Source organism: Pseudoflavonifractor sp. SW1122 (assembly GCF_012027765.1).
In the GTDB taxonomy this organism is placed as follows: domain Bacteria; phylum Bacillota; class Clostridia; order Oscillospirales; family Oscillospiraceae; genus Enterenecus; species Enterenecus faecium.
Genome location: NZ_SJOS01000065.1, coordinates 1 through 13,267, shown reverse-complemented (window position 1 = coordinate 13,267; position 13,267 = coordinate 1). Strand labels below are relative to the sequence as shown.

The following is a 13,267-nucleotide window of genomic DNA, read 5'->3' as shown; positions in this document are numbered from 1 at the left end:
TTCGTTCTTCATTTAACCAACAGCCTCGTCCTCCACCGAGCCGGTGGCCTCAGGGTCAGCGGAGGGGTTGACGGAGGGAGAGGGAGTCTCCTGGGCGGCGGTGTACTTCTCGTTGAGAGCCACCTGGTAGGCGTTGAACTTGGCATAGAAGTCGGCCACGTCCAGGTTGTCCAGAGTCTCGGTGGACTGGATGTCGGCGTCGGCAATCCACTGGTCCACCTGCTGACCCATCTTGTACTCACGCCACTTGTCCACGTACTCGCTGGTGTCGGCCACCTTGTCCCGGATGATGATGTGGTAGCCGTACTCGGACTCCACAATGCCGGACACCTGGCCGTAGTCCAGCTCCAGAGCGGCCTTCTCATAGGCGGAGACCATCTGGCCCAGGGTGGCGGTGTAGCCGTCGGGGCTCTGCTCCAGACCCTCGTCCTCGCTGTACTCGTTCATCAGGTCGTTGAAGAGGGTGGAGGGGTCGTCGCTGGCGTTGAGCTGGGCCAGAATGTCCTCAGCCAGGGCCTTCTTCTCGGCGATGGTCTCGTCGTCCAGCTTGGGGTAGGCGTAGGAGCCGTCCTCCTGGACGGTGGGGGTACCCTCGGTGTCCACGGTCTTCAGGAGGATGTGGCGGGTCTGATAGACGTAGTTGTTCAGGTCGTCCTCGGTGGGCTGGCCGATGGTGGCGTTGAGGACGTTGTCATAGAAGTAGTTGATGGAGTAGACGAACTTCATGGTCTCGTCGCTGAGGCCGTTGATGGTCTTGCGCTGGTCGTACTTCTCCTGGCCCTCGGACATGAGGGTCTCGTTGAGCTCGGTCTGCTGCTTGTCGGTGAGGGGGCAGCCCAGCTCCTCGCACTTGGCCTCCAGAATCTTGTAGTAGGCGGTGACGGTCTTGCTGTCCTCCTTGAGCTGGTCGGCGTAGTCGGCCACATCGGCCTGGTACATCTGGGTGAGATAGGCGCAGTTCACCGCCAGGAAGTACAGGTACAGGTCGGCGGGAATCACCTCGCCGTTGGCGGTGAGCATGGTCTCGTCGCCCTTGAGCCCGGCGGAGAAGTCCAGGATGTCTCGGGACAGGTCGGCCACGATCTCCTCAGAGGGAGCGGGGGAGTCGGTGGGCTCGGCGGCGGGGGTGGAACAGGCGGCCAGGGAGAAGGTCATCCCGGCGGCCAAAAGCAAAGACGTGATGCGCTTTTTCATAGTCATCATGTTGTAACTCCTTTTTCAGGTGCCGGGAAATGCCCGGCACAGTCTAGGGGACATTGTATCACCAAATGGGAGAAAAGGCAAACCCTTTGTGGCGCAGGGCGGTAGCCCTGCACTTCTTCACTTTTCACTCTTCACTCTTCACTTGCCCCAGCCGGGGACGCTCCGCTGGGCTTGCCGTTCTCCGATTTCCCCGGCGGAAACCAGCGCCCCCGCCGGGGACGCTCCGCTGGGGTGACTTTTGTTCGGGCAAAAGTCACCAAAACCCGCTTAGGGCGTTCCCCCCTAAGGACCTCCCTTGGGGTACGAGGCTGTCCCTGCGTCTTCCTGTTTTCGGCCCTTGGCCCGGTGGGGTCACATAGATGGCATGGAAATTCTACGGAACGTGCCTGCTTCTCTGGAACATTGTACTTCGATTGCCAGGGCCTCACCCTGGTGTGCAACTGTTCCCAGTTGCCGGAAGCCAGGCTCCCGGTGACTGCCTAGCTCAAAGGCTCCCCTGTGTAAGGGGAGCTGTCTGCGAAGCAGACTGAGGAGTTGTTCTTCTAAAAGGCCTCGTTCAGGCTTGCCAGCCGGGTGGGGACGCTACCCGCTGGGGGTTCCTTTTGAGCGGGCAAAAGGAACCAAAACCCGCTTAGGGCGTTCCCCCCTAAGGACCTCCCTTGGGGTACGAGGCTGGACCTGCGTCAAGCTGGTGTTCGGCCCGTTACCCTTGCTGTGGCGCCTAGCCGTGCCACCACACCAGGCTACCCTGGGCAGCTGGCCCTATGGCTGGGTGGTTTCCACCTCCGGGCCTACTCTGGAAGAGCGGCGTTCCCGCCGCCGGAAGCCAGGCTACCGATCGCTGGGAACAGCGGCCAACCAGGGTAAGGCCCTGGGAGTAGAAGGATTATGTTTCAGAGAAGCAGGTATATTCGGTAGAATTACCGATCCATCTATGTGACCCCGCCAGGCCAAGGGCCGCAAAAAGGAGGACGCAGGGACACCCCGTACCGCGGGGTGGATTCCACAAGGCGGGGGAAGGCCCCGCCTTTGGCGATTCTTTGGTGACTTTCTCATCGGGGAGAAAGTCACCCTGCGGAGCAAACCCTGGCTGGCAAGCCTGAGCCTGGGCTGTGGAGAAGAACGCACCTACAAAAGGGAGAACGGAGGCACAGGGGGCGGAAACCCCTTGCAAACCCGCCCTACTGTGGTATAATAGCCGCAAAGCGGCTATTATACCGGATTATGATTGCCGTTTTTCTCGCCCCTTGCGGGGCAACCGAAAAAACATGGCATAATACCATTCCGGCGCTGCCGTCATGGTATTACGACACAACGCCTGCGGCGCTGGGCCCTCGCCCGCCGCCAACGGTCCCCATCCATCCTGTGCTGACCCCAAGGGTGTCCCCCGAAGGGAAAGACGACAGATTGTTTTCCACACTCGCCCGCGCAAATGTGCGGGGGAGCGTCTTTTGTCGCCTGTTTTGCCTGCACAGTGGGTCTGTGCAGGCATTTTTTATTGCAAAAAAGGAGATACACGCCTATGGACACACGCCTGGCCGTCATCGGCATCATTGTGGAGGACCTGTCCGCCACCGACCACATCAACAACCTCCTCCACGACTATGGAACCTACATCGTAGGCCGCATGGGGGTGCCCTACCGCCAGCGGGGGGTGAGCGTCATCAGCGTCATTCTGGACGCCCCCAACGACGTCATCAGCGCCCTCACCGGGAAGCTGGGCCAGCTGGGCGGGGTGTCCGCCAAGGCCCTGTACGCCCCCGCCACCCAGAGCCATGAGAGCTGAGTTCACCCAGGGGGAGTTGGTGGAGCTGCTGGGGCTGGAGGATTTCTCCCCCATCTACGCCCAGGCAGATCAGGTACGCCGAGAGACCGTGGGAGACACGGTGCACATCCGGGCGCTGCTGGAGATCTCCAACCACTGTCGGCGCATGTGCACCTACTGCGGCCTCCGGGCCCCCCGCCAAAATCTGACCCGCTACCGCATGGACCCGGAAGAGGTGGTGCAGGCCGCCTGTGAGGCCCACGCCGTGGGCTACCGCACCATTGTGCTCCAGTCCGGGGAGGACCCCTGGTATACCCCCCTGATGCTGGGGCAAATCGTCTCCGCCATCAAGGCCAAAACCGACATGGCGGTGACCTTGGGGTGCGGAGAGATGCGGGAGGAGGACTACGCCTTTTTGAAGCTGGCGGGGACGGACCGATACCTCATCAAGCATGAGACCGCCGACCCGGACCTGTACCGCCGCCTCCACCCGGACAGCAGCCTGGACAAGCGGGTGGGCTGCCTGCGCACCCTCAAGAGGCTGGGGTACGAGACGGGCAGCGGGTTTATGGTGGGCCTGCCGGGGCAGACCCTGGAAACCCTGGCCCAGGACCTGCTGCTGTTGGCCTCCATCCCCTGCGACATGGCAGGCATTGGGCCCTTTTTGCCCCACCCGGACACCCCCCTTCGGGATGGCACGGCGGGAGATGCCGAGCTCACCCGCCGCTGTGTGGCCCTGGCCCGGCTGATGCTGCCCAGCGCCAACCTGCCTGCCACCACCGCCCTCACCGTGCGGGGGGACAACGGCCAGGTGTTTTCCGGGGGCGCCAACGTGGTGATGCGGAAGATCACCCCCAACTGCTACAAGCGCATGTATGAAATCTATCCCGCCCAGCTGCCGGACACGGACATTCCCGCCCAGCGCCAGCAGCTGGAGGAACAGATCAAACGCCTGGGGCGGGTGCCCCTGTGATGAATGTTTGAGAAAGAAGGAATCAGCTATGCAGTACAATCCCAAATCCCATATCGCCCAGGAATTCATCCACGATGGAGAAATCCGGGACACCCTGGCCTATGCCCAGGAACACGCCAATGACCGGGCCCTGGTCCAGCAGCTGCTGGAAAAGGCCGAGAACTGCAAGGGCCTGACTCACCGGGAGGCGGCGGTGCTCCTCAAGTGCGACCAGCCCGACCTGGTGGAGCGGATGTACGACCTGGCGAGGCGCATCAAGGAGAAGTTCTACGGCAACCGCATTGTCATGTTTGCCCCCCTGTACCTGTCCAACTACTGCATCAACGGCTGTAAATACTGCCCCTACCACGGCCAGAACAAGCACATTCCCCGGAAAAAGCTCACCCAGGAGGAGATTGTCCGGGAGGTGGTGGCCCTCCAGGACATGGGCCACAAGCGTCTGGCTCTGGAGACCGGTGAGGACCCGGTGCACAACACCATGGAGTACCTGCTGGAGAGCATCCACACCATCTACTCCATCCACCACAAGAACGGGGCCATCCGCCGGGTGAATGTGAACATTGCCGCCACCACCGTGGAGAACTACCGCAAGCTGAAAGAGGCGGGCATTGGCACCTACATCCTCTTCCAGGAGACCTACAACCAGAAGCAGTATGAGGACCTGCACCCCACCGGGCCCAAGAGCGACTACGCCTACCACACCGAGGCCATGGACCGGGCCATGGAGGGGGGCATTGACGACGTGGGCTGCGGCGTCCTCTTCGGCCTGAATCTGTACGACTACGACTTTGTGGGCCTTCTCATGCACGCCGAGCACCTGGAGGCGGTGTACGGGGTGGGTCCCCACACCATCAGCGTGCCCCGTCTGCGCCGGGCCGACGACATCGACCCCGACCAGTTCGACAACGGCATCAGCGATGAGCTGTTTGCCAAGATTGTGGCGGTGCTGCGCATTGCCGTGCCCTACACCGGCCTCATCATCTCCACCCGGGAGAGCAAGGAGTGCCGGGAGAAGGTGCTGGAGCTGGGCGTGTCCCAGATCAGCGGCGGCAGCCGCACCAGCGTGGGCGGCTACGCCGAGGAAGAGGAGGAGGACTCCTCCCAGTTCGAGGTCAGCGACACCCGCACTCTGGACCAGGTGGTGAGCTGGCTTTTAGACATGGGCCATATCCCCAGCTTCTGCACCGCCTGCTACCGGGAGGGCCGCACCGGGGACCGGTTCATGTCCCTGTGTAAGAGCGGCCAGATTGTCAACTGCTGCCACCCCAACGCCCTGATGACCCTCAAGGAGTACCTGGAGGACTACGCCAGCCCCGAGACCCGTGCCAAGGGCATGGCCCTCATTGAGAAAGAGGTGGACAAGATCACCAACCCCAAGGTCAAGGAGACCGTCATCCGCCACCTCCACGACATGGAGGGCGGCATGCGGGACTTCCGGTTCTAAGGAGGACAAGACCATGAGCGGATTACAGGAGACCCCCGCCGCCCAGCGGCTGCACATCGCCCTGTACGGGCGGCGCAATGCGGGAAAATCCAGCCTCATCAACGCCCTCACCGGTCAGCAGGTGGCCCTGGTGTCCCCGGTGGCGGGCACCACCGCCGACCCGGTGAAAAAGGCCATGGAGCTGCACCCCATCGGCCCGGTGCTGTTCATCGACACCGCCGGGTATGACGACGAGGGGGAGCTGGGGCAGCTGCGGGTGGAGGCCACCCGGGACACCCTCCAGCGGGCGGACGTGGCCCTGCTGGTGATCGCCGGGGAGCCCACTCAGGAGGACTTGGGGTGGGCCCAGCAGCTCAAAGCCCAGAACACCCCCTTCCTGGTGGTGCAGACCAAGGGGGATTTGGCCGCCCCGGCCAAGTTGCCCAAGGAGCTTGCTGAGCGGGCGGTGGCGGTGAGCTCCGCCACCGGGGAAGGGATTGAGGCCCTGCGGGCTGCCCTCACCGCCCTGGTGCCCGAGGATTTCGGGCGGCAGGACTTGACCCGGGGGCTGTGCAGCGCCGGGGACGTGGTGCTGCTGGTGATGCCCCAGGACATTCAGGCCCCCAAGGGGCGGCTGATTTTACCCCAGGTGCGCACCATCCGGCATCTACTGGACTTGAAGTGCACCGTGGTGAGCACCACCAACCATGGCCTGGACGGGGCTCTGGCGGCTCTGAGCGCGCCCCCCAAGCTCATCATCACCGATTCCCAGTGCTTCCCCCTGGTGGCGGCCAAAAAGCCGGAACAGAGCCTGCTCACCTCCTTTTCCATCCTCATGGCGGCGGATAAGGGGGACATTGACGCCTTTGCCCAGGGGGCAAAGGCCATTGGAACCCTCACCGAGAACAGCCGGGTGCTTATTGCCGAGGGGTGCACCCACGCCCCCCTGGAAGAGGACATCGGGCGGGTGAAGATTCCCAGACTGCTGCGCCATCGGGTGGGGCAGGGCCTCCAGGTGGATGTGGTGGCGGGCAACGACTTCCCCCACGATCTCACCGGGTACGACCTGGTCATCCACTGCGGCGGGTGCATGTTCAACCGGGCCTATGTGCTCTCCCGGTTGGCTCAGGCCCAACGGCAGGGGGTGCCCATGACCAACTACGGGGTGGCCATTGCGTATTTGACCGGGATTTTAAATCAAGTGAGCTGGTAAAACATGTGGTGAAGGATGAGATTCCTTCACCACTTTTTTTGCCCCCAGACAGGGAACGGGAGGCGATCTGTAAGAGGAGTGTAAAGTTTCTGTTTGTCTTTGTTGGAACGATTGACAGGGGAATATCCACCTTCTAAAATAAAAAACCATCCGTGAATTGAAGAAAAAGGAGTCAGAGAGATGAAGATGGTTGGACAGAGTAGAAAACAGCGGTTTCTGCTGGTGGGGGCTGTGATCGTGGTGATGTTTTTGGGAGCGCTCATCGCCTTCAACGGCAGGTTGGACCGGCCCGCCCTGCGCCCCACGGGAGGGGCTACCTTTGCCAAGGCGGTGGTGGAAGAGGTGATGTCCAGCAACCTGGACGACAGCGACGTGGAGCTCCAGGGCAACCAGACGGTGGAGCTTCGCATCATCAGCGGGGCCTACAAGGGGCAGACCTGTGAGGCCACCAGCCCCTATGCCAATCAATCCGGGGCCAAGTGCGTGCCGGGCTTGCGGGTCATCGCCCTGGTGAACACCGACTCGGAGGGAAATCTGGTGGCCACCGTGTACAATTACGACCGTGGCATGGTGTTGTGGGGGCTGATTGCCCTGTTTCTGGTCATTCTCTGCCTCATTGGCGGAAAGCAGGGGATCAGCTCTGCGGTGGGTCTGGTGTTCACCTTTGTGTGCATTCTCTTTTTCTATCTGCCCCTGATGTATGTGGGGGTGTCCCCCTTTGTGGCTGCCACCCTCACCTCGGTGATCGTGACGGTGGTGGTGATGTCCCTCATTGGCGGCTGCTCCTATAAGACCCTGTGCTCGGTGCTGGGTACCGTCACCGGGGTGCTCATCGCCGGGGCCACCGCCCACCTGTTCGGGCATCTGGGCCACATCTCCGGACTGAATGTGGACGACGTGGAGACCTTGGCCTTTATCGCCCAGAATAGCCGCCTGGATGTGGCGGGTGTCCTGTTTTCCGGCATTTTGATTGCCTCTCTGGGGGCGGTGATGGACGTGAGCATGTCCGTCGCCTCCACCATTGCGGAGATCCACGCCAACAGCCCGGAGCTGGACTTCCAGCGGCTGTTCCGCTCCGGCATCCACGTGGGCCGGGACATGATGGGCACCATGTCCAACACCCTGATTCTGGCCTTTGCCGGGGGCTCCATCAACACCCTCATCATCATCTACTCCTATAACATGCCCTATCTGGAGTTTATGAACCAGTACGCCATTGGAATTGAGCTTCTGCAGGGTATTTCCGGCTCCATTGGGGTGATTTTGACGGTGCCTGTGGTGTCTGCCATCTCCGCCTTTCTGATGACCAGGAAAAAAATAGAACATCACGAAACCTTTACACAAAGTTCTAAAACCCTGGATAGAAAGCCCACCGGGGGCTCGGTATAATGCCTGGTGAAGCGGACAAAGGAAGGGAGAGAGAAACTGATGTCAAGAAAGAACATGCGAGCTGTGGCTGCGTCCATTCTGGCCGCCTCCATGGCACTGTCCCAGGCCGTCCCGGGCTTTGCCCAGACAACCCAGGCTCAGGCCGGGGCAGAGGCTGTGGACTGGACCCAGGCCCCACCACTGTTGATTACCGAGGTCTCCACCGACCAGGCCTCGGGCAAGCGCTACACCTACACCGAGGTATACAACAACTCCGATGAGGCCATCAACCTCAGCGAGTACACCTTCTACTACGCCTATGAGGCTGGTCTGGGCACGGGCAAGGTGTTCAAGCCCGCCGACTGGGGCTCCCAGGGCCAGGATCTGTACATCCAGCCGGGGAAGACCATGGTGCTGTGGCAAAGCGAGGGCACCAGTGGCCGCACGGTGAAGGAGTTCAACCAGTTCTATGGCACCGATTTGGTGGAGAATGTGGACATCGTGCGCATTCCCTACAGCGGCATCCACAACAGCGCCAAGCGTGGCTATTTCCTGGGCAAGGATGAGGATTCCATCCTCGTCTCCGCCTGGTCCAACGCCCACGGCGACGAGATCGCCACGGGCAACCCGGACAAGCAGGCCATCCAGTACGGCTACTCCGGCGCCGGCCGGGAGTGCACCAACCTGGGCGTGGCCGACGCCACCCCCGGCAGCGTCTCCCCGGAGCAGGTGCCCCCGGAGAAGGTGCACGTGGTGGAGCAGGTGCCGGACATTGCAAGCGTCCAGGGTGTGGGCGGCGACGGCCTGACGGTCACCGCCCAGATCCCCTATGAGGGCACCCCCTCTGCCATGAAAGTGACCCTCCACTACCGCCAGATGGCAGGGCAGCAGGAGACCGCCTACACCAACTACAAGGAAGTGGACATGACCGCCACCGGAGACGGGCAGAGCTTTGTGGGCCAGGTCCCCGCCGAGCGGATTTACGCCGACCAGGTGCAGTGGTATGTCACCGCCAGCTACGGCCCCGGCAAGTCCGCCCAGACCCAGGAGCAGACCACCAACGTAAGCCCCGTGGTGCCCCAGGACACCCAGGCGGCCCCCCTGGTGGTCACCGAGGTGGCGGCCAATCCCGGCTCCCCCGACGGCGGCCAGTACTCCTACTTTGAGGTGTACAACCAGACCGACAAGCCCATCAATCTGGGCTACTACAAGGTGCTGTACTACTACGACTACCCCACCCGCACCGCCTCCCAGTCCGGCAAGACCTGGACGGTGGGGGATTTCACCACCACCATCCAGCCCGGCCAGACCATGGTGTACTGGCTGACCAGCAACGGCACCACCGTGGAGCAGTTTAACAACTTCTACGGCACCGACCTGGAACTGGGCAAGGACATCGTGCAGGTCAACTATTCCGGCCTCCACGGCAGCGCCCCCCGGTGGATTCGCCTGGGCACCTCGGAGGAGGACGCCTTCACCGTGGCAGGGTTTAACACCGCCTCGGACCAGTTCTCCTCGGCCCGCACCGCCCTGCAATATGCCTGCCCCCACGGCACCAGCGAGGAAAACGCCTCCATTCCCGCCACCGTCTCCCAGGCCACCCCGGGCCAGGTAGAGCCCTGGCAGGTGCTGGACCAGCTGCTCCCCTTCCAGGGCTATCCCAACTACCCCGCCGATGACGGCAAGGCTCCCACCCTGAACGTGTGTGAGAGCGAGGGGCTGCCTGTGCCCGCGTCCATCCAGGAGGGGGACTGGCTGAAGGTGATGTATGACGTGGACCTGCTCGTGGGCGCCACCGGGGATGACCGCCTGGACGCCTTTGAGGGGGACTACCACTGTGGCAGCGAAGCGCTGAAGAACCGGCCCTACCTCATTGGCACGGAAATTCTCTACAAGCTGGACGACGATACCCAGTGGACCAGCATCAAGCAGACCACCCAGTGGCGTCTGGGCCACTTCCTGATGCAGATTCCCGCCGACGTGCTCTTTGGCCATGACTCGGTCACCTTCAAGGTCCGGGCCTACACCCTGTACGGCATGAGCGAGACGGCGGAGGAGACGGTGGCCATTGAGCGCCTCAACGACACCGGGGACAGCGTGCGGCTGAATGTGGCCGACGACACCCTGCTGTCCGGGGTGAGCACCGTCACCGCCAACGACGGCGGAGACAACGCCAATACCACCATTTCCGTGGATGGCACTGAGGTGGACACCCAGATGGTGCTGGAGGACGGGGCCTACTTCATGGTCAAGACCAGCGGCATGAACAACTACTTCAAGAATGCGGTGACGGCCCCCTATGGCGACGACAGCCGGGACATCATCACCATTCTCAGCCCCTGGTGTGAGCTGCCCCTGTCCCGGGCCATCCACGTGGACAACAAGTATTTCACCTACAACGCCGAGACCCAGACCTATGACGTGACCCTCACCATCTGGGCTGGCGACAGCGGTACCCCCTTTGAGGAGATCTACGACGTGGTGAAAAACGAGAACCACGAGGACTTTGAGGTCTCCGGCCTCCAGCTGGTGCTGGCCAACGGCAACAGCTACCTGCCGGTGGAGATCGGACCCGACAACGACAAGACCAACCCCAGCACCGAACTGGACGCCTGGCACACCATCGGCGACAGCTCCGGCATGGTGCCCTATCTCAACGCCACCTTCCGCATCCCCGCCGCTGAGGTCAACGCCGTGGGCGCCCAGCTGGACACCACCGCCCTCACCGACGGCGTGCACCAGATTGTGGCCACCTCTGGAGACAAGCAGACCACCGCCAACGTGGTGGTGGACAACACCGCCCCCGCCCTTGACCTGGGTGTGGCCCAGGGCAGCGTCCTCTACCAGCCCCTGCTGCTGGAGGAGGGCACCGTGGCCAGCGACGCCAACGGGGTGGAGCACCTGGCGGTGAGCCTGGACGGCCAGCCCCTGACCCTGCCCACCACCCTGGTGCCCCGGGAGCTGAGCGTGGGCGAGCACACCTTGAAGGTGGTGGCCTCGGACCTGGCGGGCAATGTGTCCACCGCTGAGGTGACCTTCACCACCCAGGAGGTGGACCCCAGCGTCTCGGACACCAACAACGACGGCATCACCGCCACCACCGCCCAGCTCAGCGTCTCGCTGGACCAGCAGGTGGCAGACGTGACCTTCCTGGAGGGTAAGAACTTCTCCCTGGAGGATGGCAGCATTGCCGTGGCCGACGGCGACCCCGAGGGCAACGGCACCTTCCCCTATCAGCTGTTTACCATCCAAACCGGAGCCACCGCCGCGGATGACACCCTCGCCGTGGCGTGGAGCGGCAGCGCCAGCCACGCCGACCAGACCCACCCGGTGACCATGTACATCTACAACTACACCACCCAGAGCTGGGACCAGGTGGCCCAGGCCGGAGCGGACGGCACCATTTCCAAGTCCGTTGCCGCCCAGGACCATGTGATGGACGGCCAGGCCGTGCTGCTGGTGCAGTGCGCCACCCAGGGTGTGGAGCCGGAGATCTCCGCTGCCACTGCCCTGGAGGCCCAGAGCCTGTCTGAGTGGGACGGCACCGGACGGCCGGAGCAGTACGACTTCGCCCTGGCCTGGGAGACCGACACCCAGTACTATGCTGAGAGCTTCCCCTACCACTACACCAACATGAACCAGTGGATTGTGGACAACGCCCAGGAGTGGAAAATCCGCTATGTGCTCCACACCGGTGACATTGTGGACGATGTGGACATGGTGGGCCAGTGGAAAAACGCCGATGAGGCCATGCAGATCTTCGACGAGGCGGGCATGCCCTACGGCGTGCTGGGCGGCAACCACGACGTGTACGCCGGCGCCGAGGGGTACGGCAACTACTGGAAATACTTCGGCGAGGACCGCTTTGCCGACCAGGAGACCTACGGCGGCTCCTACCAGAACAACCTGGGCCACTATGACCTGCTCACCGAGAACGGACAGGACCTCATCATCCTCTACATGAGCTGGGACATCTACACCGAGGAAATTGAGTGGATGAACCAGGTGCTCCAGCAGTATTCCGACCGCAAGGCCATCATCGCCCTCCACCGCTACACCAACGTCAAGGAGGCGGACAGCCTGCTGGACTACACCGGAAAGCTGCTCCAGGACCAGGTGGTGGCCAAGAACCCCAACGTCATTGCGGTGCTCAACGGCCACTATCACGGGGCCAGCATCCAGACCGATTGCTTCGACGACAACGGGGACGGCATCAAGGAGCGCACGGTGTACCAGATCTGTACCGACTACCAGTCCGACCCCGAGGGCGGCTCTGAGTACATCAAGTTCCTGTACTTCGACCTGAAAAACGACAAGATCTACCTCAATTCCTACTCTCCCTACCGGGATGACTTCAACTACTACGACACCCCCAAGCTGGACAGCTACGGCGAGGGCACCCGGGCGGTGGACATCGACATCAGTGAGCTGGATGTGGACTTCGACACCAGCGACAAGACCCTGACCACCGACCGCCTCACCGTGGACCTGCAGACCCAGCAGGTCATCGCCAGCTATCCCCAGAGCACCGGGGACGTGGAGCACACCTGGCAGGGCCTCCAGCCCGAGACCCAGTACGGCTGGTATGCCCGGGTCACCAACGACCAGTACGGCATCACCACCACCCAGGTGCAGGAGTTTGTCACCGAGGCCCAGCCGGAGCCGGTGACCTACACCATTGAGGCCTCCGCTGGGGTGGGCGGCTCCATCAGCAACTCCGGCCAGACCCAGGTGGTGGAGGGCCAGAGCATCACCTACACCATCACCTGTGAGCCAGGCTATCAGGTGGCCCAGGTGCTGGTGGACGGCCAGCCCGTCCAGCTGGAGGATAATCGCTACACCTTCACCGACGTGAAGGCCAACCACACCATCCAGGTGGAGTTTGCCAAGATTCCGGTGGAGGAGAAGGTGGACCTGAGCGGCCTTCAGGCTGCCGTGGACCAGGTGGAGGGCCAGGACCTCAGCGGCTATGACCAGGAGGACCTCCAGGAGCTCCACCAGCTGCTGGAGCAGGCCTATCAGGTCCTGGGCGACACCAGCCTGACCCAGGAGGACCAGGCCATGGTGGATGAGCTGGCAGAGGCGCTGCTGGCCGCCCTGGGCCGACTGCCCGAGCAGCCCAGTGCCCAGCCCAGCCAGACCCCGGACGGGGAGAATGTGCCCCAGACCGGAGACCAGGCCAACCTGCTGGCCTTTGCCGTGGCGGCCCTCACCGCCTGCGGCGGCTTGGCTCTGGTGACCGCAGAGCGCAAGAAGCGGGAACAGCGGTAAGAGTGACTAATGAGAAGTGCCTGTTGCAAATTTGATTTGCAACAGGCACTC

Annotated in this window: 7 protein-coding genes; 6 read left to right on the top strand and 1 reads right to left on the bottom strand. The window is 62.6% G+C overall.

Annotated features, from left to right (window positions below):
- Positions 1–12: 12 nt before the first annotated feature.
- On the bottom strand, positions 13–1,203 hold the full coding sequence (locus E0L15_RS11235) for a peptidylprolyl isomerase (RefSeq protein WP_168125659.1): 1,191 nt from the start codon (positions 1,201–1,203) through the stop codon (positions 13–15).
- 1,522 nt (positions 1,204–2,725) lie between these two features.
- On the opposite strand from E0L15_RS11235, the gene E0L15_RS11230 reads away from it, so the two are divergent.
- From E0L15_RS11230 to E0L15_RS11205, 6 genes are all read left to right on the top strand, one after another.
- Positions 2,726–2,989 carry a TM1266 family iron-only hydrogenase system putative regulator gene (locus E0L15_RS11230; protein WP_087232376.1) on the top strand — a complete coding sequence of 88 codons (264 nt, stop codon included), beginning with the start codon at positions 2,726–2,728 and terminating at the stop codon, positions 2,987–2,989.
- Positions 2,979–3,941 carry a [FeFe] hydrogenase H-cluster radical SAM maturase HydE gene (hydE, locus tag E0L15_RS11225; protein WP_168125658.1) on the top strand — a complete coding sequence of 321 codons (963 nt, stop codon included), beginning with the start codon at positions 2,979–2,981 and terminating at the stop codon, positions 3,939–3,941. The genes E0L15_RS11230 and hydE overlap by 11 nt, the downstream gene beginning before the upstream one ends.
- A gap of 28 nt (positions 3,942–3,969) precedes the next feature.
- The gene (gene hydG, locus E0L15_RS11220; protein WP_168125657.1) at positions 3,970–5,385 is read left to right on the top strand and encodes a [FeFe] hydrogenase H-cluster radical SAM maturase HydG; all 1,416 of its coding nucleotides are present in this window, start codon (positions 3,970–3,972) and stop codon (positions 5,383–5,385) included.
- 13 nt (positions 5,386–5,398) lie between these two features.
- Positions 5,399–6,577, top strand: a complete 1,179-nt coding sequence (gene hydF / locus E0L15_RS11215) for a [FeFe] hydrogenase H-cluster maturation GTPase HydF (RefSeq protein ID WP_168125656.1) — start codon at positions 5,399–5,401, stop codon at positions 6,575–6,577.
- A gap of 180 nt (positions 6,578–6,757) precedes the next feature.
- On the top strand, positions 6,758–7,966 hold the full coding sequence (locus E0L15_RS11210; protein ID WP_243155479.1) for a YibE/F family protein: 1,209 nt from the start codon (positions 6,758–6,760) through the stop codon (positions 7,964–7,966).
- 39 nt (positions 7,967–8,005) lie between these two features.
- Positions 8,006–13,216, top strand: coding sequence for a lamin tail domain-containing protein (locus E0L15_RS11205; protein WP_168125655.1), 5,211 nt, complete (start codon positions 8,006–8,008; stop codon positions 13,214–13,216).
- Positions 13,217–13,267: the final 51 nt, after the last annotated feature.